Source organism: Pseudomonas sp. NPDC087185 (assembly GCF_044744955.1).
In the GTDB taxonomy this organism is placed as follows: Bacteria; Pseudomonadota; Gammaproteobacteria; order Pseudomonadales; family Pseudomonadaceae; genus Aquipseudomonas.
This window is the reverse complement of record NZ_JBIUZK010000005.1, coordinates 324603-350177: the sequence shown is the minus strand read 5'-3', so window position 1 is coordinate 350177 and position 25575 is coordinate 324603. Positions and strand designations below refer to the sequence as shown.

Sequence of the window (25575 nt, the reverse complement as noted above, 5' to 3'; positions counted from 1 at the left end):
CGGCTCACGCCCGGACGCTCGGCCTCGCAACAGGCATCCCGATCGGCATCGACGCCCCCTTGGCGTCCACCCTCCGTTTTCCGGATGCGCAGTGAAAGCCCAGCTGGACCGGACGCGATCGCATCCCACCGATGCCCGTCGCGCCAGGCAGAACATCCCTACGGGCCCAGCCCACACGAGAACAGGATCGCCCATGTCCTTTGCTTCCCTCGGTCTCTCCGAGGCTCTTGTCCGCGCTATCGAGGCTGCGGGCTATACCCAGCCGACTCCAGTGCAACAGCGGGCGATTCCCGCCGTGTTGCAAGGCCGCGACCTGATGGTTGCCGCACAGACAGGTACTGGTAAAACCGGTGGCTTTGCCCTGCCGATTCTTGAGCGCCTGTTCCCGGCGGGCCACCCGGACAAATCCCAGCGCCATGGCCCACGCCAGCCGCGCGTGCTGGTGCTGACCCCGACCCGCGAACTCGCGGCTCAGGTGCATGACAGCTTCAAGGTGTATGCCCGCGACCTGCCACTGGTCAGCGCCTGCATCTTCGGCGGTGTAGGCATGAACCCGCAGATCCAGGCCATAGCCAAGGGCGTCGACGTCCTGGTGGCCTGCCCGGGCCGCCTGCTCGACCTGGCCGGGCAAGGCAAGGTCGACCTGGCCCATGTGGAGATCCTGGTCCTCGACGAAGCCGACCGCATGCTCGACATGGGCTTCATCCATGACGTCAAGAAGGTCCTCGCCCGCCTGCCGGCCAAGCGCCAGAACCTGCTGTTCTCGGCGACCTTCTCCAAGGACATCACCGACCTGGCCGACAAGCTCCTGCACAACCCGGAGCGCATCGAAGTCACCCCACCGAACACCACCGTCGAACGTATCGAGCAGCGCGTCTACCGCCTGCCTGCCAGCCACAAGCGCGCGCTGCTGGCGCACCTGATCACGCTGGGTGCATGGGAACAGGTACTGGTGTTCACCCGCACCAAGCACGGCGCCAACCGCCTGGCCGAGTACCTGGAAAAGCACGGCCTGAGCGCCGCCGCGATCCACGGCAACAAGAGCCAGAATGCCCGCACCAAGGCCCTGGCTGATTTCAAGGCCAACAGCGTGCGTGTACTGGTCGCCACCGACATTGCCGCCCGTGGCCTGGACATCGACCAGCTGCCGCACGTGGTCAACTTCGAGCTGCCCAACGTCGAGGAAGACTACGTTCACCGTATCGGCCGCACCGGCCGTGCCGGGCGCTCGGGCGAGGCCATTTCGCTGGTCGCGCCAGATGAAGAAAAACTGCTCAAGAGCATCGAGCGGGTCACCAAACAGAAAATCGCCGATGGCGACCTGATGGGCTTCGACGCAAGCCAGGTAGAAGCCGAGAAGCCTGAAGTGCGCGAACGCCCGCAGGGCAACGGACGCGGTGGGCGTAACCAGCAGGCACGCGGTGACGGCGGCAAAGACGCCAACGGTGGCCGTAAAGACAAAGGTAAGGACAAAGGCAAGTCCAAACCGCACGCTGCGGACAAGCCTGCCGACAAGGAGAAGTCCGCCGACAAGCAGCAACAGCCGCGCAAACCGCGCGACAAGAAGCCGCGTCAGCAGCAAGCGGGCCAGAACGGCACGCCAAAGGCGCAAGCCGACCGGGCTCCGGATGAGTTCCTGGACGACGACGTGGATAACTTCGGTAACCGTGCCGACTACGTCAGCCCGTATCAGAACGCCAAGAACCAGGGCCGTAACCGTCGCCCGGGTGCTGCGGGTGCCGGCCAAGGTCAGCAAGGCCAAGCCAACGCTCCGCGCAGCAACGGCGGTGGTGGCCAAGCCCGCAATGGCAGCCAGCCGCGCAGCGCCAGCGGTGAGAAGCGCCCGCCGCGCAACAATAACGGTGGCGGTGCACGTCGTGACAACAATGGCGGCGGTCGCAACCGCCCAGCCGGTCGCGATGATGCCCTGCGCCAGGAGCCGGCAGTACGCAGCTCGCGCGAGCCGCAGAACCAGCCAGTGATCATCCGCAAGGAATCCAAGCTGGACCGTTACCCCACGCCAGAACAGCTGGATGACCTGCCAAGCCGCCCACGCGGTGAGCGCCCTGCGCTGCTGACCCGCAAAGGCTCATAACCGAGCCGGACACAAAAACGCCGCCCAATGGGCGGCGTTTTTTATTGCCGAAGCAATGGTTACTTCTGCTTCACACCTTCGACGCTGATATCCAGGTCCAGGGTCTGCGAGGTTGCACCTGGGCCCTTGATACCGAAGTCATTCAGGTTGAGAGTGGTAGTGGCGTTGAAGCCAGCGCGCTCGCCGCCCCATGGGTCCTTGCCTTCACCGTTGAAGGTGGCCTTGAAGGTGACCGGTTTGGTCACGCCGTGCAGGGTCAGGTCACCGGTTACGTCAGCGGTCTTCTCACCGGTCGATTTGACGGCGGTGGAAACGAACTTGGCCTCTGGGTACTTCTTCACGTCCAGGAAGTCTTTGCTGGCGATGTGCTTGTCACGCTCGGCGTGGTTGGACCACAGGCTGGCGGTTTTCAGGTCGACGCTGATCTTGCTGGCTTCCGGCTTGGCGCTGTCCCAAGTGAAGTTACCGTCGAAGTCCTTGAAGGTCCCGTGGATGAAGCTGTAGCCCAGGTGGCTGATCTTCCAGTCGACGAACGCGTGCTGGCCTTCCTTGTCGATCTTGTAATCGGCGGCCATGGCCTGGCCAGCGGAGAACAGTGCAGTACCGAGCGCCAGAGCGGCAAAAGTCTTTTTCAACATCCTTTCTATTCCTTGCAATTGAGGTTGAGAGTCAAGCTTTGCGGCCCAGCATGCGGGTCAGGGTCGCGTCACGGTCGATGTAATGATGCTTCAGGGCGGCCAAGCCATGCAGCACGGCGAAAATCACCAGGCCCCATGCCAGCCAAAGATGAATCACACCCGCCAGGTCCGCCTGGTCGGGCAGGTCGCTGATCAGCGCGGGCACTTCGAACAGGCCGAATACCGGAATACCGACACCATCGGCGGTCGAGATCAGGTAACCGGCGGCCATCACCGCGAACAGGCCCAGGTACAGCGCCAGGTGCCCCAGCTTGGCGGCCACGCGAGTGAGGGCTCCGTGGTTGGCCGGTGCCGGTGGTGGTGGGCTGATGAAGCGCCACAGCACCCGCAGCAGCATAACGGCCAGCAACACCAGGCCAATGCTCTTGTGCAGGTCCGGGCCAGATTTGCGCCAAGGGCTGTAATAGTCGAGGCCGACCATCCACAGGCCCAGGCCGAACAGGCCGAACACTGCCAGCGCAACGCCCCAGTGCAGGACAATGCTGACCGCGCCATAGCGAGATGATGAGTTGCGCAGTTGCATGATGACGTGTTTCCCCGTGAAAGCTGTGCACAGACTAACGCGTAACGTATCGAATAAAAGCAGAAAAAACTGCTTTGGATGATCAATAAATCCGATAGTAAGTGTGCGAGTTTGCTATTAAGGAAACATTAACGATAGTAGGAGTGTGTACGCTTGTCAGTACCGACCTGCGCGAAGAGGTCGGTACTGACAGACCGTCAGCCAGCTTTGGCCTGAGTATTGGTCACAGCCTTCTTGGCAGGCTCGGACTTGGCAGTGGCCTTCTTCACTTCAACCGGCTTATGCGCCTGCTTCGCCGCCGGCTTATGCGCCGGAGCATGCTTGGCCGGTGCCGCCTTGGTCGCAGCCGGTTTAACAGGCTCTTCCTTGGCTGCCGCTGCCGGTGCAACCGGAGCCGGGGCGGCGACAGGGGCAGCCACCGGCGCAGACGCTTCGGCCTTGGCAATCGGCGCGGTCTTCACCTCGGGCCGGTCTGCAGCACCAAACAGGCGCGAGAAGAACCCTGGCTTGTCCTGCCTGGCCTCTTCAGCCTTCACCGGTTCAGCTTTTACAGGGGCCTTTTCGGCGTTGTCACCCTTGTCGGACGAACCCCCAAACATGTTCGAGAAGAACCCACCCTTGTCCTTCGCCGCCACCGCGCCCGCTGCTGCAGCTGCCGCTATCGGCGCCGCCTTGGCCGGGTCGAACGACTTGCCCGCCAACAAGTCCTGAACCTGGCTGGCGGCGCGCTGGCCGCTGCGCAGGGCGCCTTCCAGGGTGCCCGGGTATAGCGCATCAGTATGCTCACCGGCAAATGCAATGCGCTGCACCGGACGCTCCCACAGGCGCCAGTACTTGCTGATCTGCCCCGGGCCGTAGGCCAGGTAGGCACCGCCCATGCCTGCGTCGGTGCTGTAGCGCTTGACCTCATAACCGGTAAACGCGCCGCGGGCTTGTGGATAAAACGCATGCAGGCGGATCAGCACCTGGTCAACCATCTGTTTGTCGCCGAACGCCTGCAACAGGCGGGCATTATCGCCCGACAGGTTGATCACCACGTTGGCGCCACCCTTGAGCGCGGGCTCGATCCACAGCATGCCCAGGCCTGCGTTGCTGAAGATTTCGCCAGACATCCGCGCGCGGCTTTCCCACACTGGCTGCTTGAACTTGAGCATGAGCTGGTCACGCCAGCCATAGTTGGTACCCCTCAGCGCCGCAACGTGCTGAGTGTCCAGGCCCGGGGTGATCTGGATCTTGGCCAGCGCGCGCAGGGGCACCGCCATGACCAGGTAATCGGCCTGGTAACCTGTACTGCCGACCTTCACCGTCACACCGTCCTTGTCCTGAACGATCGAGGTGACCGGCGAGCTGGTCTTGATGGTTTTCAGCTGCTTGACGAAGGCCTGGGCCAGCACTGGGCTACCGCCGGGCAGGCGCGCTGCGCGCAGGTCACGGTCGCTGACGCCACGGTAAACGCGGTTCTGCTGGGCGAAGTACAGCAACGACAGGCGCGATGGCTCATCGTAGCGGGTGCGGATCTGCTGGTTGATCAGCTGCCGCGCGGTGCTCGGCAGCTGCAGCTTGTCGAGCCAGGTGGACACGTTCATCTGGTCGAGGGCGAACAGCGTGCTGGTGGCCTGCGGCTTGAGCGGGTCATCGATCGAGCGAGCCAGGTCGTCGAGGGTTTTCTCGTAACGCTTGAGCGCCTCGGCAGTGGCCGGCTGTTTGGCCGTCAAATCGGTGGCGCTGAAGTATTCACCATCGATCAGGTAGCCGGGGGTACGCACGAATTCCGGCGCCGGCAGCGTTTCCAGCTTGAAACGGTCAAGGTACTGGTTGAGTACCGGCTGAGCCTTGCTGTTGCCGATCCATTCGCTGGTCGCCAGGCCCGAACGGCCGCCCATGCCCGCCTTGGCTTCCAGCAGCGTCACCTGCCAGCCTTTGCTCTGCAGCTCGTAAGCGGCAGTCAGGCCCGCCAGGCCGCCACCCACCACGATTGCCGAAGGTGTCTTGTCCTTTGCCAGCGCGGCGCCGCTGGACACACCGATCAATACCAACGCGCACAGGCGCACCCAAGCAGCAGCCATGATGGCGAACTCCGAGTTGACGTTACAGAAATGGGAAGAGGCAGGAATGCCCCGAGAGATGATGCGTTAAGAATACGTCAGGTCTGGGCACCCTGCCAGCACAGCCACATCAAGTGCCTTTGGCAACTGGCATTTTTGTCAGTAGCCAAAGCCTGAACTGCTGAGTAAAGCTGTTGCCGTCAGGAGAAAAACCGACAAAAGGAACTGCATATGATCTATGAGGAGCATTTCGCACACGTCCAACATCAGCCGCTGTGGCATAAGCAGGCTTTTCTTATGCCGTCAGGCTTGAGCATCCGCGCTAATGGCACTTCCTGGACGGGGTTCCACGAGGCCTTCAAAGGTGAGGATGGCACCGAGCTGGTGATCGGCGAGCAAAGTGACGTCGAGCTCACCTTCAGCCAGGAAGTCGAGAGCCTGCGCCTGGACTACTACGTGGTCAGCGACCAGCACTTCGACGATGTACAGATGCTGCTGGATACCGATGGCTACGACGTCGACCTGACGGCCCCGACTCCACGCAACTTCTATTGGCTGACGCTCTCGGGCAGCGGCTACACCGAGTTCATGCCCGGCCCCATTTCCACCCAACCCTACCACCAGTACCTCGCCGGGCCGTTTCGGCGCCTGACCATCTCCACGTCGCAAGCTGGCACCGTGCATATCCGCAAGCTCGAATGGACCCGCACCTGTCGCCATTGAGCTGCGGCGGTTGTCCTGCCTCCCGGCATTGCTTAGGCTTACGCGGTCTAACCAAGCCGTAACGCCAGGAGAAGTGCCGATGGGCCTCAATGATCAGTGGATGCAGCGTGACCTCAAGGTCCTGTGGCACCCCTGCACGCAGATGAAAGACCACGAAAAGCTGCCGCTGATCCCGATCAAGCGTGGCGAAGGTGTGTGGCTCGAGGATTTCGACGGCAAACGCTACCTGGATGCGGTCAGCAGCTGGTGGGTCAACGTGTTCGGCCACGCCAACCCACGCATCAACCAGCGCATCAAGGACCAGGTCGACCAGCTTGAGCATGTGATCCTCGCAGGCTTCAGCCACCAGCCGGTGATCGAGCTGTCCGAGCGCCTGGTGGCCATGACCCCGGCCGGGCTGGACCGGGTCTTCTACGCCGACAATGGCTCGTCGTGCATCGAAGTGGCGCTGAAGATGAGCTTCCACTACTGGCAAAACATCGGCCAGCCGGCCAAAAAGCGCTTTGTTACCCTGACCAACAGTTACCACGGCGAGACCATCGCTGCCATGTCGGTGGGCGACGTGCCGCTGTTCACCGAGACCTACAAGGCATTGCTGCTCGATACCATCAAAGTACCTAGCCCGGACTGCTACCTGCGCCCCGAAGGCATGGGCTGGGAAGAACATTCGCGCAACATGTTCCAGGCCATGGAACAGACCCTGGCCGACCACCACGAAACGATCGCGGCAGTGATCATCGAACCCCTGATACAGGGTGCCGGCGGCATGCGCATGTACCACCCGGTCTACCTCAAGCTGCTGCGCGAGGCCTGCGACCGTTTTGGCGTGCACCTGATCCACGATGAAATTGCCGTGGGCTTCGGCCGCACCGGCACGATGTTCGCCTGCGAGCAGGCCGGCATCCGCCCGGACTTCCTGTGCTTGTCCAAAGCACTGACCGGCGGTTACCTGCCGCTGGCCGCCTGCTTGACCACCGACACGGTGTACCAGGCGTTCTACGACGACTACCCGACCCTGCGCGCGTTCCTCCATTCGCACAGCTACACCGGCAACCCGCTGGCCTGTGCGGCGGCCCTGGCGACGCTGGATATCTTCGAGCAGGACAACGTGATCGAGGCCAACAAGGCGCTGTCCGCGCGCATGGCCAGTGCCACCGCGCACCTGGCCGATCACGCGCATGTCGCGGAAATCCGCCAGACCGGCATGGCCCTGGCGATCGAGATGGTCCAGGACAAGGCCGGCAAAGTCGCCTACCCGTGGCAGGAGCGCCGCGGCCTGAAGGTGTTCGAGCATGCCCTGACCCGCGGCGCCCTGCTGCGCCCGCTGGGCAGCGTGGTGTACTTCCTGCCGCCGTACGTGATCACCCCGGAGCAGATCGACTTCCTGGCCGACGTGGCCACTGAAGGGATCGACATCGCGACACGGGACAGCATCAGCGTCGCCGTGCCGGCCAACTTCCACCCCGATTTCCGCGATCCGGGCTGACCCAGTCATTTGCTGCACCACCATTCCTGTGGGAGCGGGCTTGCCCGCTCCCACCGGTAAAGCGCTGTGTTCCTATTTCCCGAGCAGAACCATGAGACTGTCCCGCTTTTTCATCGACGCCCCCCTGAGCCTCGGCGAGCACGACTTGCCCGAAGCCCAGGCCCACTACATCGGCCGCGTACTGCGCATGGCCCCCGGCGATGCCGTGCAGCTGTTCGACGGCAGCGGCCAGGAATACCTTGGCCAATTGCTTGAGGTAGGCAAGAAAACCGTGCGCGTCAGCCTCGACCAGGCCCTCGCCGGCCAGGGCGAATCGCCCCTGCACATCCACCTCGGCCAGGGTTTGTCGCGTGGCGAGCGCATGGACTGGGCGATCCAGAAGGCCACCGAACTGGGCGCCAACGAGATCACCCCGATCGTCAGCGAGCGCTGTGAAGTGCGTTTGAAGGACGAACGCGCCGACAAACGCCTGGCCCACTGGCGCCAGGTGGCGATCAGCGCCTGCGAGCAGTGCGGCCGGTCGACCTTGCCGATCATCCACCCACCCCTGACCCTGGCCGACTGGATCAAGGGCAGCGATGCCGATCTCAAGCTGGTGCTGCACCCGGTCGCCGCGCCGCTGACCAGCCACGACAAACCGGCACGCCTGGCTTTCCTTATCGGCCCAGAGGGCGGCCTGAGCGATGCCGAGGTCGAACAGGCCAAGGGCGCCGGCTTCCTCGCCGCCCGCCTCGGCCCGCGCGTGTTGCGCACCGAGACTGCGCCGGTAGTGGCGCTGTCGGTGGCCCAGCAGTTATGGGGAGATTTCTGATTTAGCGGGCGTTTACTTTCAGAACCAAATAGCAAGTACCGCAGAATCGATCTCTAACGGCTACTGTCATTTCTGCCAGTAGCCCCGATTGGTTCGATCCCCTAAGGTTTTCCCTGTATGAAAACCGATCGGCGGCGCAGCAATGAAAATTTCTACCCTGCTTGGACTTTTTACCGCTCTGCTGGTGGCGAGCCTGCTATTGCTGGACAGGAACACTACAGTCATTCGGCCGGACGACACGGCCGTTTCCAAGCAGGATAAAACCCGCGCATCCTGTATCGCCCAAATGAAGAAGCGGGGGCATGAGGCTGAGCCCAGCATGCAGTTCGGCTTCTGCTACATCGATGCGCTGACGCCGGGGCTTTCTGCAACCATCGCGACAGGGCTCGAACGGTTCCGGCCGCCCGCTGACCTCACCCCCTACCTCGCCCCGTCGCTGAAGGACTACCGGCACAGTCATCCAGACGCCAGCCAGGCTTTGATCGAAGCCCAAAAACAAGCGCTCGCGAGCGAATTTTATGTGCAGTGGTGGGAGCGTCACGCAGAAGGCCTCACCGAACACCGCAACACCCTCAAGCGTGTGTGCGAGGCCCATGCCGACAGCTGCGTGATGGGGAACTACAACTGACCCCTATCACGACACGTACAGCGACACCGCGACGAAGTGCAGCAGACTGCCCACAATCACGAACAAGTGCCAGATGCCGTGGGCATGGCGCAAGCGGCTGTCCAGGGCGAAGAAGATGATGCCCACGGTGTAGAACACTCCGCCAGCCGCCAGCCAGGCGAAGCCTGCGGTGCCCAGGCTGTGCACCAGCGGTTTGACCGCCACCAGGACGATCCAGCCCATCACCGCGTAGATGATGATCGACAGGATCCGCGCCTCGGAGCGCGGTTTGATTTCCTGGAGCATGCCGACCACCGCCAGGCCCCAGACCACACCGAACAGGCTCCAGCCCCAGGGCCCACGTAGGCTCACCAGGCAGAACGGCGTATAGCTGCCAGCGATCAGCAGGTAGATCGACAGGTGATCGAGCTTGCGCATGATCACCTTCGCCCGGCCGCGGGTGCTGTGGTAGAGGGTCGAGATGCTGTAGAGCAGCAGCAGCGTGCCGCCGTAGATGGAGAAACTGACGATCTTCCAGGGGTCGCCCTGCAGGCCCGCCACGACGATCAGCCAGATGGCACCGATGCAGGCCAGGACGGCACCGACCAGGTGGGTCCAGGCGTTGAAGCGTTCACCGTAATACATGCAAACACAGACCTCCTGTGGTGGGCTGGGTTCCTCATTCCGTCAGTGACGGCCCTTTCGCGGGGCGAGCCCGCTCCCACAAGGACCGTAATGTACTTGAGCAGAATGCAGCACCTGTGGGAGCGGGCTTGTCCCGCGAAAGGGCCATCAGCAGCACCCTCCTAACCAAGGACAGATTGCAGTTCCGCGTCACGCACCAGCCGTTCCAGCCCCACCAGGTCCGGCACCCGCGCCACCTGCTCCCCCACCTGTACCGCCGCCAGCTCCAGGCTGCCCAGTGCGACGTCCACATAGTTGAGCTGGCTGTCGAGCTTGCACGAGCGCGGAATGTCCTGCAGCAGCACGGCCAGGTAACGCAGCCCGGTGTCCCCCAGGGCGTTGAGTACGACGATACGCGCCCGCTCGCCACAGGGCGTCTCGCCCCCACAGGCCGCTTCGAAGCCGATCAGCGGCAAATGTTGCTGGCGCCAGTCGATCCACCCCAGGTGCCAGGCCGGCTCACCGCGCTGGCACACCAGGTTGCGCTGGGCAATCAGCTCTGCCACCGCCACATTGGGCAGCACCAGGGTTCGGTCGCCCATCGGCAGCAGCAGCCCGGTCAGGCTGCTGCGCTGGCCTGCGATCAGCTCAAGCATGGGAATGGCTCCAATGGGCGATACTCTGCAGCAGCACCGACTCCTGATACGGCTTGCCCAGGTAGTCGTTGACGCCGATGGCCATGGCCCGGTCGCGGTGTTTCTGCCCGGTGCGCGAGGTGATCATGATGATCGGCAGGTCCTTCAGGCGCTCGTCGCGGCGAATGCGGGTGGCCACTTCGAAGCCGTCCATGCGTGGCATCTCGATGTCCAGCAGCAGCACGTCCGGACGGTGTTCTTCCAGCAAGGCCATGGCGTCGACCCCGTCCTTGGCCGTCAGCACGCTCATGCCATGACGTTCCAGCAGGCGGCTGGTGACCTTGCGCACGGTCACCGAGTCGTCCACCACCATCACCAGCGACGCCTTGCGTGGCGCCGGCCCGAACAGCGTGCGCTGCACCCCGCTACCGCCCGGCAAGCGCGCCAGGCGGCGCTGCTGGCCGCGCAACTGCCCGAGCAAATCGAGAATCAGCACCACCCGGCCATCACCGAGCAAGGTCGCGCCGGACAACCCGGCGACGGCCGCAAACTGCGGGCCGAGGCTTTTGACGACGATCTCGCGGCTGGGCGACAGGCTGTCGACCTGGATGGCAAACGACTGCTCCTGGGAGTGCACCAGCAGCACCGGGAGCGGCACGCTCTGGCCCAGCAGCCCAGGGCGCGGCACCCCTTGCAACAGCTCGCCCAGGTAGCGCAGCTGGTATTCGTGGCCAGCATAGCCGTAGCGCGGCACGTCCAACTGGTAGCAGGCGGCCAGCTCGGCCGGCGGCACACGGACAATGCCTTCGATGGTGTTGAGCGGAATGGCGTACTGCTCCTCGCCCAGGTGGACCATCACGGCGCGGTTGATCGACACGGTGAACGGCAGGCGAATGAGAAAGCGCGCGCCCTTGCCCTGGGCCGACTCGATGCTCATCGAGCCGCCCAGTTGCTTGACCTCTTCGTGCACCACATCCATACCCAGGCCGCGCCCGGATATCTGGGTGATCTTCTCGGCCGTGGAAAACCCCGGGCGCAGGATGAACTGGAGGATCTCGTGATCGCTCAGGTGCGCCTGCGGGTCCAGCAGGCCGCGTTTGATCGCCTTGCGCCGCACGGCTTCCAGCGGCACGCCGGCGCCATCGTCGGTCATCTCGATGACGATGTCGGCACCCTCGTGGAGCAAGTTGAGGTGAATGGTGCCCAGCTCCGGCTTACCGGCGGCCAGCCGCGCTTCGCGTGACTCCAGGCCATGGTCGACGGCATTGCGCAGCATGTGTTCCAGCGGCGCCACCATGCGCTCCAGCACGCTGCGGTCGAGTTCGCCTTCAGCATTGCCGACCACCAGTTCGACCTGCTTGCCCAACTCGCTGGCTACCTGGCGCACCACCCGCTGCAAGCGCGGCACCAGGCGTTCGAACGGCACCATCAAGGTCGCGGTCAGGCCTTCCTGAAGCTGGCTGTTCACCCGCGCCTGCTGCTGCAGCAGGCTGTAGGCTTCCTGCGCACGCTGGGCCAGGGTCTCTTTCAGGTCGAGCAGGTCAGAGGCCGACTCGAACAGGGCCCGTGACAACTGCTGCAGTTGGGAATGGCGGTCCATTTCCAGCGGGTCGAAATCTTCGTAGGCATCGCCTTCGAACGGCTGGCGACTGCTGATACGGCCCTGGGTTTCCATGTCCAGGCGCAACAGCTGGTCGCGCATGCGCTCCAGTGTGGTTTCCATCTCGTTCAGGGCGAACTGGGCATCGTTGACCTGTTGCTCGATACGCCCACGGATCACCGAGTGCTCGCCGGCCAGGTTACCCAGGTCGTCGAGCAGTTCGGCGTCCACCTTGACCATGTCACCAGGCGCCCGCTCCGGCACCGCAGCAGGCACTTCGGCGGGCGTGGCGTCTGCCTGCGCCTGCCCGGCAACACTGTCGGTCAAGGCGGCGCTGCTGAAGTTACGGATATAGTCGATCAGCGCGGTGGCCGCATGCAGCGGCTGGCCCAGGCGCACGGCATCGAGCATGTGCGCCAGGCGATCATGGCAGGTCTGTAGCAAGGCGAACAGCGCAGCACTGGGCGGCAGGCGCCCGGCAGCCAGCAGTTCGTAAAGGAATTCCAGCTCGTGGGCCAGGTCGCCGATGGCCGCGATCTCGACCATGCGCGCACCGCCCTTGAGCGTGTGCAGGTCACGCAGCAGGTTGTCTACCTCGACGCTGCTGCGCGGGTCGGCCTGCCAGCGCGCCAACGCGGCGCCGGCGCTTTCGACGATGTCCGAGCTTTCTTCGAGGAAAACGTCCAGCAGCGCCTTGTCGTCCGGGTTGTCGGCCTCTTCGGCCTGCTCCAGCGGTGCCTCGAGGACAGTGACCGAGCCAGGCGCCACCAGGCCTGTGGCATCGGGCGCCAGTGCGTCGTCGAGCAAACCGCGCAGGCCGTCGATGCAGTCGGGGCGGGCCGTCAGTTCCTGGCCGGCAGCCACCTCGTCGAGCATGTCGAGGAGCACCTCGTGGGCCTGCCGGGCCTGGGCGAAGAAGCGCGCATCCGCAGCCAGGCTGCCTTCTTCCACCGCGCCGTACAAGTCCAGCAGCGCCTCGCAGACGTCGTCCATCTGCCGCAGGTCGGCCAGGTGCGCGCCATGGCACAGCGTGGTCAGTTCATCGAGCAGCGTGTCCAGTGACTGGCGCTGCCCTGGCTGCTCCTGCCAACGCGACAACAGCGACTCGGCATCCAGCAGGATGTCCATGGCCTGTGCCAGGAAACTGGCGATCAATTGCGGATCGCGCTTGCCGCGGCGCGCATGCGTCGGCTCGTCATGCAAACTGGCCAGGCGTGTGTCCACGGCCTCGCCAACGTGCTCGATCAGCTCGGCGGCCCCCGGTATGGCGGCCAACGGCGTGCTGCCCAGTTGCGCCAAACCCAGTTGAAACAAGGCCTGCGCCGCTTCCAGCCATTCGATTTCGGCCACCTGCAACGGGAACTGGTGGCCCCGGTACTCACGCACCAACCGGTCGAATGCGGTGGCCAACTCGGCGATCGGCAGCACGCCGGCCATGGCGGCGCTGCCCTTGAGCGTGTGCAAGGCGCGTTGCAGGCCATCGCTGACTTCAGCGTCCTGGCTGTTGGCCGCCTGCAGAAACGCCTCCAGGCTGGCCAAGTGGCCCTGCGCTTCATTGCGGAATATGTCCAGCAACAGCGGGTCAAGGCCATCGATATCGGCACCTGCCGGCGTATCGTTTTCCGCCAGTGCATGCAGGTGGCTCGCCAACTGCTCGATCTCGGTCACCTGAGGCATCTGGCCGGCAGCGAAATCGGCCAGCAGGTCGGGCAGGTGCACGACCACCTGCTGCAGCGCCACCACCCCCTCCGGGGCCAGCGCCATGCGCCCTTCCAGCACCCGGTTGAGCAGATGCTCGGCGCCCCAGGCCAGTTCGGCCACCGCCTGGGCATGGACCATGCGGCCACTGCCCTTGAGTGTATGCAGGTCACGACGTACTTCCAGCAAGGCATCGCGCAGGGTGTTGTCGGCACGCCAGCGCAGCCAGTGGCGCTCGATTTCCGGCAGCAGCTCGCCGGCCTCTTCGAGGAACACCTCACGCAGTTCGTCATCGATGCCGTCAGTGCTGCCATCCTGCTCAACGCCACCGCCGCCAAGCGAGCACTGCACGCCCAGCGCTGCCAAGCTGGCGCGGGCCATGTCGAGGAAGGGTTGGCCATCGGCCAGAGGGTCGGCAACTCGCCATTGCAGGTAGCACTCGCTGGCACTGAGGGCATCAGCCAGGTGATTCAGCTCATCCGCAGGCGGTTCCACGTCAAGATGCTGCAACCAGCGCTGCACGTAACCCGCACAGCCGGCGAAGACTTCAGCGGCAGGCGGCAACATGAGCATCGACAATGCCCCACGTACCTGCTGCAACAGCCCCGGCAACGGTTGCAGGCGCTGCCGCGGCCAATCGGACTCCAGGCAATCGCCGATCAGATCCTTGGCTTGCTGCAGCACGTTCAACGACTCGTTCAGCACCAGCTGGCGTATCTCGGCCAGGTCCGAGCCGGGCATGCCGCCCTGCCCGCCTTCCTCCAGCGGGCCGACCATGCCGTTGAGGCTGGCTTCCACGTACAGCAGCGCACCTGCCACATCCATGAGCACGGCGTCATCCGCCACGCGCTCACCCTGGCCCACGGCCTGCAGGGCCAACACCTGGTCGATGATCACCCGCCGCGGTTGCTGAAAGCCCAGTACCGCGAGGGTATCGGCAACGTGGCGCAAGGGCGCCAGCAGGCTTTCCAACTGCTCGCTGTGCTGGCGATCACCGCGCACGAACTGGTCCAGGCGCTCCTTGATGCGCATCAGGTCATCGCACAAGGCGCTGATCACCGAACGCAAGGCATCACGGCCTGGCCCCGCCTGCACCTGCTCACGCCAGTTGCCCAGCGACAGGTCGAGGTTGGCCAGGTCGTCGGAACCAGCAAAGCGCTGAGCCGCGCCGCTGATCAGGCTGCCCTGGGCCAATGGCTCGACACCGCGGCAGGCACGCAGCTGGTTGAGCAGCGGCAGCATCACCAACGGCAGGTCGTGGCGCGCACCGCGCAGCCGCTCCAGGTACGAGGGCAATTGTTCCAGGCCACGGAACAGCGGGCCCAGGCAGTCGCCGCGCGGGCTGACCTGGCCCTCGGCCAAGGCCCTGGCCAGCAGCTCCAACTCCTCGGCCAGGCGCGTGGCACCGCGCAGTTCAAGCATGCGCAGGCAACCGTGCACCTGGTGCAAGTTATCCACCACGAACGCCAGCATGGACAAGTCGTCCGTTTCCCCGGCAAAGCGCTCCAGCGCCTGGCGTGCCTGGCCCAGGCAATCGAGGATGGCTGCCCGGGTCCAGGCCAGGGCCACGGTATCGTGACGTTCGGGGCTTACGGCTGCTGCCATGACCACTCCTCAGTGCCGCTCGGCGGGTGCCGGCAGGGTAAAACCGGACACCGAACGGCGCATCTCGCTGGCCATCCGCGCCAGGTGGCGAATGCTGTCGGCGGTGGCGCCGGAGCCGGCGGAGGTCTGCGCGGTTATTTGCTGGATCACGGCCATGGTGTGGGAAATCTGCCCGGCAGAAGACGTCTGTAACTGGGCGGCATCCGAGATGCTGTGGATAAGTTCGGCGAGGTTCTGCGACACCCCTTCGATTTCCGCCAGCGCTACACCGGCGTCCTGCGCCAGGCGTGCACCGCGCACCACTTCGGCGGTGGTCTGCTCCATGGATATGACCGCCTCGTTGGTGTCAGCCTGAATAGTGCGCACCAGCGCCTCGATCTGCCGCGTCGCCGAGGACGAACGTTCGGCCAGGCGCTGGACTTCATCGGCGACCACGGCAAAGCCACGGCCGGCTTCGCCCGCCAGCGAGGCCTGGATGGCCGCGTTGAGGGCGAGGATGTTGGTCTGGTCGGCAATGTCGTCGATCAGGCTGACGATGTCGCCGATTTCCTGGGAAGATTCGCCTAGGCGCTTGATCCGCTTGGCGGTGTCCTGGATCTGCTCGCGAATGTTGTCCATGCCGTTGATGGTGTTGTGCACCACTTCGTTGCCCTTGTTGGCGATCGCCACCGAACGTTCGGCCACCTTGGCCGACTCGTAGGCATGCGCCGAAACTCGGTCGATCGACTCGACCATGTCGCCCACCGCCTCGGACGCCTCGCTGATCTGGTCGGCCTGGTGCTCCGAAGCCTTGGCCAGCTGGCGGGCGGTGTTCTGCGTGTCCTGCACCGCGGCGGCCACCTGCTCGGCGCTGTGGTTGATGGTCGCCACCAGGTCGCGCAACTGGTCGACGGAATAGTTGATCGAGTCGGCGATGGCCCCGGTGAAGTCCTCCGTCACCGACACGGTCACGGTCAGGTCACCGTCGGCGAGCTCTTCGATTTCGTCGAGCAGGCGCATGATCGCCTGCTGGTTGCGCTCGTTCTTCTCGGCCGTTTCGTGCAGTTGGCGGTGGGTGGCGCGCACCATCACCAGGCCGATGAGGATGATCGAAGCCAGCGCCAGCAGGCCCAGCACATAGCCACCGACGGTATCCAGCGTGCGCCCGGCGGCCAGGTTCTCGAAGCCGTTGGCCAGGTGCGAGGCTTCGTCGAGCAGGGTCTGCGACAGGCTGAAAATGTTGCCGGCCGCCTCGCGTACGCGAAACAGCTCGGGCGAGGTTTCCAGGATTTCATCCACGGAACCGGCGACGAACTGGAACAGTTCGGCGATTTCGGCCAGGCGGGCACGGGCGTCGGTATCCTCGACGCGGGTCACGTGAATGGCCGGGTTGCCCGCCAGCATGCCTTCGAGCACCTGGCCAAAGCGGCTGGCATCGCGGCCGAAAGTGTCGGCGGCCTGCGCGGCGGTGTCGTCGCCGGCCAGCACGGTATTGACCGAGCCCAGAATGCGCTCGGCAAGCAGCAGCTGGCGCTGAGCCACCACCACCTGGCTGGCGGGGGCACCGCTCTGCAGCAGAATTTCGACGACTTTTTCGTACTCGACCTGCAACTGCGGCACGGTTTCGGCCAGGGTCGCCGCCACCTGGTGCAGCGACAGCACGGTCTGTTCGCTGGCGAGGATGGTGTCGGTGTTCTTGCGCAGGTTTTCCCAGTCCTGGCGCACCGCCTCCATTTCATCCTTCACCCCGGCCGGTGCCGCGGGCAGGCCGGTAGACTTGTCACCTTCGCGCAGGTAGCTCCAGCGCCGCTCGAAATCGTTGCGTGCATCCGACAGCAGCTTGAACGCCAGGCCCTTGCCCGCCGCCGCCTCGGTGGCGTTCTTGGCGATGCGCTGGGACAGCACGCGCAGCTCGCCGGCATGGCCGATGTACTGTTTGTCGTGGTTGGACTGGGTATTGAGGTAGGCGAAGTTGGCGAACAGCAGGATGATCGACAGGATCAACACCACGAACAGCACGGTGATCTGCGCAATGCTGCGCGTGCGCGGGGTCATGCTGGTGGGAGCAACGGGGGTGGCCGGCTTGTTCACGTTCGAAAGTCCTATAGCGCCACGTCGAGAAAGCCCGGCGCCTGGGCCAGGGCGAAGGGGCTGAAGATCGCCCAGTTGCGTTCACGCGGGAAATGCCCCTGGACGAAACGCGCGGCGGCGCGGATCAGCGGCTGCGGTGGTGCCAGCTCCAGGGTATCCAAGGCAAAGTGCTGCAGGCCGAGCACCTCGTCGACCAGCAGGCCGACGAACAGGTCCTCGTGGTCGAGCACCAGCACCCGCCGCTGTTTACCCGGCGCCGCCGGGCCAAGGCCGAAAAAACTGCTCAAGTCCATCACCGGCAGCAACCGGCCGCGCAGGTTGGCCACCCCGCAGACCCACGGTTGCACACCAGGTACACGGCTGCTGCGCGGCTCGCGCGACACTTCGGCCACCTCACCCATGGGCGCGACAAACCATTGCCCGGCAATGCGAAAGCCAATACCGCTCCACTGCTGCAAGCGGATGTCCTGCGGCGGCTGGTCGGCCACCAGCAGGCGGCAGCGCCGGTCGATGTCCAGCAACAGCTCGAAGGCGGTCAGCGACGCGCCCTGGGGGCGGGTGGTCAAGCGCCCAGCACTTCGTCGAGCTTGGCGATCAAGGCCTGTTCTTCCACCGGTTTGGTGACGAAGCCGCGCGCACCCTGGCGCTGCGCCCAGATGCGGTCTGTTTCCTGGTCCTTGGTGGTGACGATAAGCACCGGAATGGCGCTGGTTTCCGGGTCCTTGCTCAACTGACGGGTGGCCTGGAAGCCGTTCATGCCTGGCATGACGATATCCATCAGCACCGCGTCGGGCTTTTCCTGGCGGGCCAGGGCCACAGCGTCGGCGCCGTTGTTGGCCTTGAGCACTTGATGGCCATGCTTTTCCAGCCATTCGGTCAATCTGTACATCTCTGTCGGCGAGTCGTCGACAATCAGAACTCGGGCCATGCTGTTTCCCCATCAGGAAATAAAGGCCGCGCCACGTCGGGCACGGTCAAGGTGCGGGTTGTTCGTGCGCGGCGAAACCGGGTACATGGGCCCTGATCGCGTCGAGCAGTTCGTCTTTGCTGAATGGTTTGGTCAGGAACTGGTCGGAGCCGACCACCCGCCCGCGGGCCTTGTCGAACAGGCCATCGCGAGACGACAGGAGGATCACCGGGATGTCCTTGAAGGCGCTGTTATGCTTGATCACGGCGCAGGTCTGGTAGCCATCCAGGCGGGGCATCAGCACGTCGACGAAAATGATCTGTGGCTGGTGGTCGACGATCTTGGCCAGGGCATCGAAACCGTCGCTGGCGGTGATCACCTCGCAGCCTGCTTCGCCGAGCAACATCTGCGCAGTGCGGCGGATCGTGCGTGAGTCGTCGATCACCATCACCTTCAGGGGTTGTTCCATAGATGCCTACCAGAGAAAAATGAGCTGCACGTTGCAAGCGTCGAGCGGCAAGAAAAGGCGCACTGGCGAGTGGCCGGCTTTTTCTTGAAGCTTGTAGCTTAAGGCTTGCAGCTCATTTTTAGCACACTCCGGGTGGCCATTCCATCTACCGCGCCCCTTGACCCGCGGCGTTCGCGGCGCCACCCTGAGCCACTTTTCTTTCGATTCGTCGCGGCCACCCGCCGCCAAGAGGAACCACCCCCATGAGCGTTCGCCTCGGCATTGTCATGGACCCGATTGCGTCCATCTCCTACAAGAAGGACAGCTCGCTGGCCATGCTGCTGGCCGCCCAGGCCCGTGGCTGGAGCCTGTTCTACATGGAACAGCGCGACCTGTATCAAGGCGAAGGCAAAGCCCGTGCACGCATGCGCCCGCTTAAGGTGTTCGCCGACCCGGCGCACTGGTTCGAACTGGGCGAAGAGCAGGACAGCCTGTTGTCCGAGCTGGACGTGGTCCTGATGCGCAAGGACCCACCGTTCGACATGGAGTTCGTCTACAGCACCTACCTGCTGGAACAGGCCGAGGCCGAAGGCGTGCTGGTGGTCAACCGCCCGCAGAGCCTGCGCGACTGCAACGAAAAACTGTTCGCCACGCTGTTCCCGCAGTGCACGCCGCCGACCCTGGTCAGCCGCCGCCCGGACATCATTCGCGAATTCGCGGCCAAACACGGCGACGTGATCCTCAAGCCGCTGGACGGCATGGGCGGCACCTCGATCTTCCGCCACCGGGTGGGCGACCCCAACCTCTCGGTGATTCTGGAAACCCTGACCGCGCTAGGCGCCCAGCAAATCATGGCGCAGGCCTACCTGCCGGCGATCAAGGACGGCGACAAGCGCATCCTGATGATCGACGGCGAGCCGGTCGACTACTGCCTGGCGCGCATCCCGGCCAGCGGCGAGACCCGCGGCAACCTGGCTGCCGGTGGCCGGGGCGAAGCGCGCCCACTGAGCGAGCGTGACCGCTGGATCGCCGCCCAGGTCGGCCCGACCCTGCGTGAAAAGGGCCTGCTGTTCGTCGGCCTGGACGTGATTGGCGACTACCTGACCGAAATCAACGTCACCAGCCCGACCTGTATCCGCGAGATCGATGCGGCCTTCAACACCGACATTGGTGGCAAGCTGATGGATGCCATTGATCGCCAGTTGCAGGCGCGCTGACCGCCGACGCGAAGCAAATACGCGCAGTGGGGTATGATGCCAGTCCCATTCGACTGAGCTGCTGCCCCGCCACGCGGTTGCTGGATACCTGATGACGCTGCCCGCCGACATCCCTGCCGACCTGCTGCCACCCCGCGTTCGCCCGGTGGACAGGCTTGGCTTTACCCTGTTTCTGGCTGCTTTGGTGCACCTTGCGCTGATTCTTGGCGTGGGCTTTACCGTGGTCAAACCGGCGGAAATTCGTCAGACCATGGACATCACCCTGGCCACCTTCAAAAGCGAGAAAGCGCCCGAGAAGGCCGATTACCAGGCCCAGGCCAACCAGCAGGGCAGCGGCACCCTGGAAAAAAAGGCGGTGCCCACCACCACCGAGGTGGCGCCGTTCCAGGACAGCAAGATCAACAAGGTCACGCCGCCGCCCGCCGCCAAGCCCGAAGTGGTGCAGCCGCCTGCACCGCAGAAGTCCGCGGTGGTCACCCAGGCACCCAAGGCGCAGAAGGTCGAGCCCAAGCCCAAGGAAAGCAAGCCGCAGCCCAAGCCGGCGGCGGCCACGCCTGATTTCGACAGCTCGCAGCTGTCGAGCCAGATCGCCAGCCTTGAGGCCGAGCTGTCCAACGAGCAGCAGATGTACGCCAAACGCCCGCGTATCCACCGCCTGAACGCGGCGTCGACCATGCGCGACAAGGGTGCCTGGTACAAGGAAGAGTGGCGCAAGAAGGTCGAGCGGGTGGGTAACCTCAACTACCCCGACGAAGCGCGCCGGCAGCAGATCTACGGCAACTTGCGGATGATGGTGTCGATCAACCGCGATGGCTCGCTGTATGAGGTGCTGGTGCTGGAATCGTCCGGGCAGGCCGTGCTGGACCAGGCGGCGCAGCGTATCGTGCGGCTGGCAGCGCCGTTTGCACCGTTTACCGGGGATTTGGCCGAGTATGACCGGCTGGAGATCATCCGCACCTGGCGGTTTGCCCGTGGGGATCGGCTTTCCAGTAACTGATCTGGCGGCTGTACTGGCCCCTTCGCGGGAAAGCCCGCGCCCACAGCTATCACACAGCCCTCAGGCTCGGCGGTGTTCCTGTGGGGCGGGCTTGCCCGCAAAAGGGCCGCCACAAGCGACACACAACCACCTTGTCAGCCTCGCCACCTGGCGCCACACTATCCCCCATGAAAACCCTCGCCCCGAGCTACCTCAAGCATCAGTTCCTGATCGCCATGCCGCACATGGCCGACCCGAACTTCGCCCAGACCCTCACGTATATCGTCGAGCACAACGCCAATGGCGCCATGGGCCTGGTGGTCAATCGACCTCAGGAGCTGAACCTGGCCGACATTCTCGAGCAGTTGCGCCCGGACGAGGAGCCCCCTGCCAGCACCCTGCAAGTGCCCATCTACCAGGGTGGCCCGGTGCAGACCGACCGCGGTTTCGTGCTGCACAGCAGCGAGTGCAGCTTCCAGGCCACCGTGGCGCTGGAAGGGCTATCGCTGTCCACCTCGCAGGACGTACTGCTCGCCATCGCCGCTGGGGTCGGCCCGAAACAAAGCCTTATCACGCTGGGCTACGCCGGCTGGGAAGCGGGCCAACTGGAGGCTGAACTGGCCGACAACGCCTGGCTCAACTGCCCGTTCGACCCGAATATCCTCTTCGGCCTGGCCAGCGAGCAGCGCCTGGGCGCTGCAGCCGCCAGCCTGGGCATCAACCTCAGCCTGCTGACCAGCCAGGCGGGCCACGCCTGATGGCCGAATTGCGCCTGCTGCTGGGCTTCGACTACGGCAGCAAACAGATCGGCGTGGCCGTCGGCCAGGTGGTAACCGGCCAGGCCCGCGAGCTGTGCACGCTCAAGGCCCAGAACGGTGTGCCGGACTGGGCCCAGGTGGAAAAACTGATCACTGAGTGGAAGCCCGACGCCATCGTCGTCGGCCTGCCACTGAACATGGACGGCACGCCCAGCGAAATGAGCGCCCGCGCCGAAAAGTTCGCCCGCCGCCTGAATGGCCGCTTCAACCTGCCGGTGCACACCCACGACGAACGCCTGACCACCTTCGAGGCCAAGGGCGAGCGCATGGCCCGTGGCGGCCAGCGCGGCAGCTACCGTGACAACCCGGTCGATGCCATCGCCGCTGCCCTGCTGCTGCAAGGCTGGCTGGAGGCCAACACCTAATTTTCCGCTTTGCCGTCGGGCCAACCCGGCGCCCTCTCAGGAGCACGCAATGAGCCTACCCAACCCCGCCGACCTGATCCGGCAGATGGCTGTCGACCTTCGCGCCCATCTGGCCCGCCGCGGCATCAGCGAACCGCGCTTCATCGGCATCCGCACCGGCGGTGTCTGGGTAGCCCAGGCCCTGCAGCAGGAAATGGCCGACCAGAGCCCACTGGGCACCCTGGACGTGTCCTTCTACCGCGACGATTTCAGCCAGAACGGCCTGCACCCGCAAGTGCGCCCGTCGGAGCTGCCGTTCGAGGTCGAAGGCCAGCACCTGGTGCTGATCGACGACGTGCTGATGAGCGGCCGCACCATCCGCGCTGCACTCAACGAACTGTTCGACTACGGCCGCCCGGCCAGCGTGACACTGGTCTGCCTGCTCGACCTGGATGCCGGCGAACTGCCGATCCGCCCCAATGTGCTCGGTGCCACCCTGTCGCTGGCCGCCCATGAACGGGTAAAATTGACCGGACCCGCCCCGCTCGCCCTCGAGCGCCAGGACCTCGCCACCGCTTCCGCCCTTTAAGAGTCCACTCGCGATGACGCCAATCGACGCCAAGCGCCCGCTGCAGCTCAATGATCAGGGCCAGCTGCGCCACTTCCTCTCGCTCGACGGTTTGCCCCGCGAACTGCTGACCGAGATCCTCGACACCGCCGACTCGTTCCTCGAAGTCGGCGCCCGGGCCGTCAAGAAAGTCCCGTTGCTGCGCGGCAAGACCGTGTGCAACGTGTTCTTCGAGAACTCCACCCGTACCCGTACCACGTTCGAACTGGCCGCCCAGCGCCTGTCGGCCGACGTGATCAGCCTCAATGTGTCGACCTCCTCGACCAGCAAGGGCGAAACCCTGTTCGACACCCTGCGCAACCTCGAGGCCATGGCCGCCGACATGTTCGTCGTGCGCCATTCCGACTCGGGCGCCGCGCACTTCATCGCCGAGCACGTGTGCCCGGACGTTGCGGTGATCAACGGCGGTGACGGCCGCCATGCGCACCCGACCCAGGGCATGCTCGACATGCTGACCATCCGCCGCCACAAGGGCAGCTTCGAGAACCTCTCGGTAGCGATTGTCGGCGATATCCTGCACTCGCGCGTGGCTCGCTCCGACATGCTCGCGCTCAAGGCGTTGGGCTGCCCGGACATCCGTGTGATCGGGCCGAAAACCCTGATCCCGATCGGTATCGAGCAATATGGCGTGAAGGTCTACACCGACCTCGCCGAAGGCCTGAAGGATGTCGACGTGGTGATCATGCTGCGCCTGCAGCGTGAGCGCATGGCCGGCGGCCTGTTGCCCAGCGAAGGTGAGTTCTATCGCCTGTTCGGCCTGACCACCGCGCGCCTGGCCGGGGCCAAGCCTGACGCCATCGTCATGCACCCGGGGCCGATCAACCGCGGCGTGGAGATCGAATCGGCGGTGGCCGACGGCAAACACTCGGTGATCCTCAACCAGGTCACCTACGGCATCGCCGTGCGCATGGCGGTACTGTCCATGGCCATGAGCGGGCAGAACGCACAACGTCAATTCGAGCAGGAGAACGCCCAGTGACCGTCAGCATTCTTGGCGCGCGGGTCATCGACCCCAAGAGTGGCCTGGACCAGGTCACCGACCTGCACCTGGACGGCGGCCGCATCGCCGCCATCGGCGCGGCGCCGGCCGGCTTCAGCGCCAGCCGCACGGTCCAGGCCGACGGCCTGATCGCCGCGCCCGGCCTGGTCGACCTCGGTGTTTCCCTGCGCGAGCCGGGTTACAGCCGTAAAGGCACCATTGCCAGCGAAACCCGCGCCGCCGTGGCCGGCGGCGTCACCAGCCTGTGCTGCCCGCCGCAGACCAAGCCGGTCCTGGACACCTCGGCGGTGGCCGAGCTGATCCTCGACCGCGCCCGTGAAGCCAGCAACAGCAAGGTCTACCCGATCGGCGCGCTGACCAAGGGCCTGGAAGGCGAGCAACTGGCTGAGCTGGTGGCCCTGCGCGACACGGGTTGCGTGGCCTTCGGCAACGGCCTCAAGGAAATCCCCAACAACCGTACCCTGGCCCGTGCCCTGGAATACGCCGCCACCTTCGACCTGACTGTGGTGTTCCACTCCCAGGACCGCGACCTGGCCCAGGGCGGCCTGGCCCACGAAGGCGCCATGGCCAGCTTCCTCGGCCTGCCGGGTATCCCGGAAAGCGCCGAGACCGTGGCCCTGGCGCGTAACCTGCTGCTGGTCGAGCAAAGCGGCGTGCGCGCGCACTTCTCCCAGATCACCAGTGCCCGCGGTGCCCGCTTGATCGAGCAGGCCCAGCAGCTTGGCTTGCCGGTGACCGCCGATGTGGCGCTGTATCAGCTGATCCTCACCGACCAGTCGCTGCGCGAGTTCTCCAGCCTGTACCACGTGCAGCCGCCGCTGCGCAGCGTCGCCGACCGCGATGGCCTGCGCGAAGCCGTCAAGTCGGGTGTGATCCAGGCGATCGCCAGCCACCACCAGCCGCACGAACGCGATGCCAAGCTGGCCCCGTTCGGCGCCACCGAGCCGGGTATCAGCAGCGTTGAATTGCTGCTGCCGCTGGCCATGACCCTGGTCGACGACGGCCTGCTTGACCTGCCGACCCTGCTGGCTCGCCTGACCAGCGGCCCGGCGTCGGCCATGCGCCTGCCGGCGGGCGAGCTCAAGGTGGGCGGTGCGGCGGACCTGGTGCTGTTCGACGCCAAGGCCTCGACGGTTGCCGGTGAGCAGTGGTTCTCGCGCGGCGACAACTGCCCGTTCATCGGCCACTGCCTGCCTGGGGCGGTGCGTTATACCTTGGTCGATGGGCATGTCTGCCACGAGGGCTGAGTAGGCCTCTCGGTCCTCATCGCCGGGAAGCCGGCTCCCACAGGGATTTGCAGCGCTGCAACCTGTATGGGAGCCGGCTTGCAGGCGATGAGGCCAACACAGACATCCACCCACCATTCATCCCCCCCGGTTGAAATCCTTCCCCCCACCCCCATATGAGTCTGCATCAGGCAATTTTGCCCCGCTGCGTGGAGACTCTCCCCTTGACCACCATCGTTTCTGTCCGCCGTAACGGCAAAGTCGTCATGGGCGGCGACGGCCAGGTATCCCTGGGCAACACCGTGATGAAAGGCAACGCCAAAAAGGTCCGTCGCCTGTATCACGGCCAGGTCATCGCCGGCTTTGCCGGTGCCACCGCCGACGCCTTCACCTTGTTCGAGCGTTTCGAGGGGCAGCTGGAGAAACACCAGGGCCACCTGGTGCGTGCCGCCGTCGAGCTGGCCAAGGAATGGCGCACCGACCGCTCCCTGAGCCGTCTGGAGGCCATGCTGGCCGTGGCCAACAAGGATGCATCCCTGATCATCACCGGCAACGGTGACGTGGTCGAGCCCGAAGACGGCCTGATCGCCATGGGTTCCGGCGGCGCCTACGCCCAGGCGGCAGCCCGCGCCCTGCTGAACAAGACCGACCTCTCGGCCCGTGAAATCGCCGAGACCGCGTTGAACATCGCCGGTGACATCTGCGTGTTCACCAACCACAACCTGACCATCGAGGAGCAGGACCTGGCCGACTGATCAGTTGTTTTGGCGCCCCGCCCGCAGCGGGGCTTT

At 64.8% G+C, this 25575-nt stretch carries 23 protein-coding genes; 13 read left to right on the top strand and 10 right to left on the bottom strand.

Annotated features, from left to right (window positions below):
- Positions 1–193: 193 nt before the first annotated feature.
- Complete coding sequence (locus ACIPIJ_RS19190) at positions 194–2095, top strand: DEAD/DEAH box helicase (protein ID WP_401079519.1); 1902 nt, start codon at positions 194–196, stop codon at positions 2093–2095.
- 59 nt (positions 2096–2154) lie between these two features.
- On the opposite strand, the gene ACIPIJ_RS19185 is transcribed toward ACIPIJ_RS19190, so the two are convergent.
- The 3 genes from ACIPIJ_RS19185 to ACIPIJ_RS19175 form a co-directional block, all read right to left on the bottom strand.
- Entirely contained in the window at positions 2155–2733 is a 579-nt protein-coding gene (locus ACIPIJ_RS19185) for a YceI family protein (RefSeq protein WP_401079518.1), read from the bottom strand.
- Between the two features lie 31 nt (positions 2734–2764).
- Entirely contained in the window at positions 2765–3316 is a 552-nt protein-coding gene (locus ACIPIJ_RS19180; RefSeq protein ID WP_401079516.1) for a cytochrome b, read from the bottom strand.
- A gap of 197 nt (positions 3317–3513) precedes the next feature.
- Positions 3514–5382 carry a flavin monoamine oxidase family protein gene (locus ACIPIJ_RS19175; RefSeq protein ID WP_401079514.1) on the bottom strand — a complete coding sequence of 623 codons (1869 nt, stop codon included), beginning with the start codon at positions 5380–5382 and terminating at the stop codon, positions 3514–3516.
- Between the two features lie 210 nt (positions 5383–5592).
- Here ACIPIJ_RS19175 and ACIPIJ_RS19170 point away from each other — a divergent pair, with 210 nt between their 5' ends.
- The 4 genes from ACIPIJ_RS19170 (at position 5593) to ACIPIJ_RS19155 (ending at position 9009) form a co-directional block, all read left to right on the top strand.
- Entirely contained in the window at positions 5593–6084 is a 492-nt protein-coding gene (locus ACIPIJ_RS19170; RefSeq protein WP_401079512.1) for a hypothetical protein, read from the top strand.
- A gap of 79 nt (positions 6085–6163) precedes the next feature.
- A complete protein-coding gene (locus tag ACIPIJ_RS19165; RefSeq protein ID WP_401079510.1) occupies positions 6164–7570 on the top strand; it encodes an adenosylmethionine--8-amino-7-oxononanoate transaminase in 1407 nt (468 codons plus the stop codon).
- Between the two features lie 91 nt (positions 7571–7661).
- Entirely contained in the window at positions 7662–8381 is a 720-nt protein-coding gene (locus ACIPIJ_RS19160) for a 16S rRNA (uracil(1498)-N(3))-methyltransferase (RefSeq protein WP_401079508.1), read from the top strand.
- A gap of 142 nt (positions 8382–8523) precedes the next feature.
- Positions 8524–9009, top strand: coding sequence for a hypothetical protein (locus ACIPIJ_RS19155; RefSeq protein ID WP_401079506.1), 486 nt, complete (start codon positions 8524–8526; stop codon positions 9007–9009).
- Between the two features lie 6 nt (positions 9010–9015).
- Here ACIPIJ_RS19155 and ACIPIJ_RS19150 read toward each other — a convergent pair whose 3' ends face one another.
- The 7 genes from ACIPIJ_RS19150 to ACIPIJ_RS19120 form a co-directional block, all read right to left on the bottom strand.
- Complete coding sequence (locus ACIPIJ_RS19150; protein ID WP_401079504.1) at positions 9016–9633, bottom strand: hemolysin III family protein; 618 nt, start codon at positions 9631–9633, stop codon at positions 9016–9018.
- Positions 9634–9794: 161 nt separating this feature from the next.
- Positions 9795–10268, bottom strand: a complete 474-nt coding sequence (locus ACIPIJ_RS19145) for a chemotaxis protein CheW (RefSeq protein ID WP_401079502.1) — start codon at positions 10266–10268, stop codon at positions 9795–9797.
- Positions 10261–15150 (bottom strand): Hpt domain-containing protein, encoded by a 4890-nt coding sequence (locus ACIPIJ_RS19140; RefSeq protein WP_401079500.1) that lies wholly within the window; start codon positions 15148–15150, stop codon positions 10261–10263. Before ACIPIJ_RS19140 ends, ACIPIJ_RS19145 begins: the two co-directional genes overlap by 8 nt.
- Positions 15151–15159: 9 nt before the next feature.
- Positions 15160–17184 (bottom strand): methyl-accepting chemotaxis protein, encoded by a 2025-nt coding sequence (locus ACIPIJ_RS19135; protein WP_401079857.1) that lies wholly within the window; start codon positions 17182–17184, stop codon positions 15160–15162.
- 47 nt (positions 17185–17231) lie between these two features.
- Positions 17232–17786 (bottom strand): chemotaxis protein CheW, encoded by a 555-nt coding sequence (locus ACIPIJ_RS19130; protein WP_401079498.1) that lies wholly within the window; start codon positions 17784–17786, stop codon positions 17232–17234.
- Positions 17783–18148, bottom strand: a complete 366-nt coding sequence (gene pilH, locus ACIPIJ_RS19125) for a twitching motility response regulator PilH (protein ID WP_401079496.1) — start codon at positions 18146–18148, stop codon at positions 17783–17785. Before pilH ends, ACIPIJ_RS19130 begins: the two co-directional genes overlap by 4 nt.
- Before the next feature lie 46 nt (positions 18149–18194).
- Positions 18195–18596: a PleD family two-component system response regulator gene (locus ACIPIJ_RS19120; protein ID WP_401079494.1), complete on the bottom strand. Its 402-nt coding sequence runs from the start codon at positions 18594–18596 to the stop codon at positions 18195–18197.
- 242 nt (positions 18597–18838) lie between these two features.
- On the opposite strand from ACIPIJ_RS19120, the gene gshB reads away from it, so the two are divergent.
- The 8 genes from gshB (at position 18839) to hslV (ending at position 25539) form a co-directional block, all read left to right on the top strand.
- The gene (gene gshB / locus ACIPIJ_RS19115; protein WP_401079493.1) at positions 18839–19792 is read left to right on the top strand and encodes a glutathione synthase; all 954 of its coding nucleotides are present in this window, start codon (positions 18839–18841) and stop codon (positions 19790–19792) included.
- A 91-nt stretch (positions 19793–19883) separates the two neighbouring features.
- Complete coding sequence (locus tag ACIPIJ_RS19110; protein WP_401079491.1) at positions 19884–20789, top strand: TonB family protein; 906 nt, start codon at positions 19884–19886, stop codon at positions 20787–20789.
- A gap of 167 nt (positions 20790–20956) precedes the next feature.
- A complete protein-coding gene (locus tag ACIPIJ_RS19105; protein WP_401079490.1) occupies positions 20957–21526 on the top strand; it encodes a YqgE/AlgH family protein in 570 nt (189 codons plus the stop codon).
- Complete coding sequence (gene ruvX, locus ACIPIJ_RS19100) at positions 21526–21951, top strand: Holliday junction resolvase RuvX (RefSeq protein WP_105946381.1); 426 nt, start codon at positions 21526–21528, stop codon at positions 21949–21951. Before ACIPIJ_RS19105 ends, ruvX begins: the two co-directional genes overlap by 1 nt.
- Before the next feature lie 49 nt (positions 21952–22000).
- On the top strand, positions 22001–22519 hold the full coding sequence (gene pyrR, locus ACIPIJ_RS19095) for a bifunctional pyr operon transcriptional regulator/uracil phosphoribosyltransferase PyrR (protein WP_401079488.1): 519 nt from the start codon (positions 22001–22003) through the stop codon (positions 22517–22519).
- A 13-nt stretch (positions 22520–22532) separates the two neighbouring features.
- On the top strand, positions 22533–23537 hold the full coding sequence (locus ACIPIJ_RS19090) for an aspartate carbamoyltransferase catalytic subunit (RefSeq protein WP_401079486.1): 1005 nt from the start codon (positions 22533–22535) through the stop codon (positions 23535–23537).
- Complete coding sequence (locus ACIPIJ_RS19085; RefSeq protein ID WP_401079484.1) at positions 23534–24805, top strand: dihydroorotase; 1272 nt, start codon at positions 23534–23536, stop codon at positions 24803–24805. The genes ACIPIJ_RS19090 and ACIPIJ_RS19085 overlap by 4 nt, the downstream gene beginning before the upstream one ends.
- Before the next feature lie 203 nt (positions 24806–25008).
- Positions 25009–25539 (top strand): ATP-dependent protease subunit HslV, encoded by a 531-nt coding sequence (gene hslV, locus ACIPIJ_RS19080; RefSeq protein ID WP_003249309.1) that lies wholly within the window; start codon positions 25009–25011, stop codon positions 25537–25539.
- Positions 25540–25575: the final 36 nt, after the last annotated feature.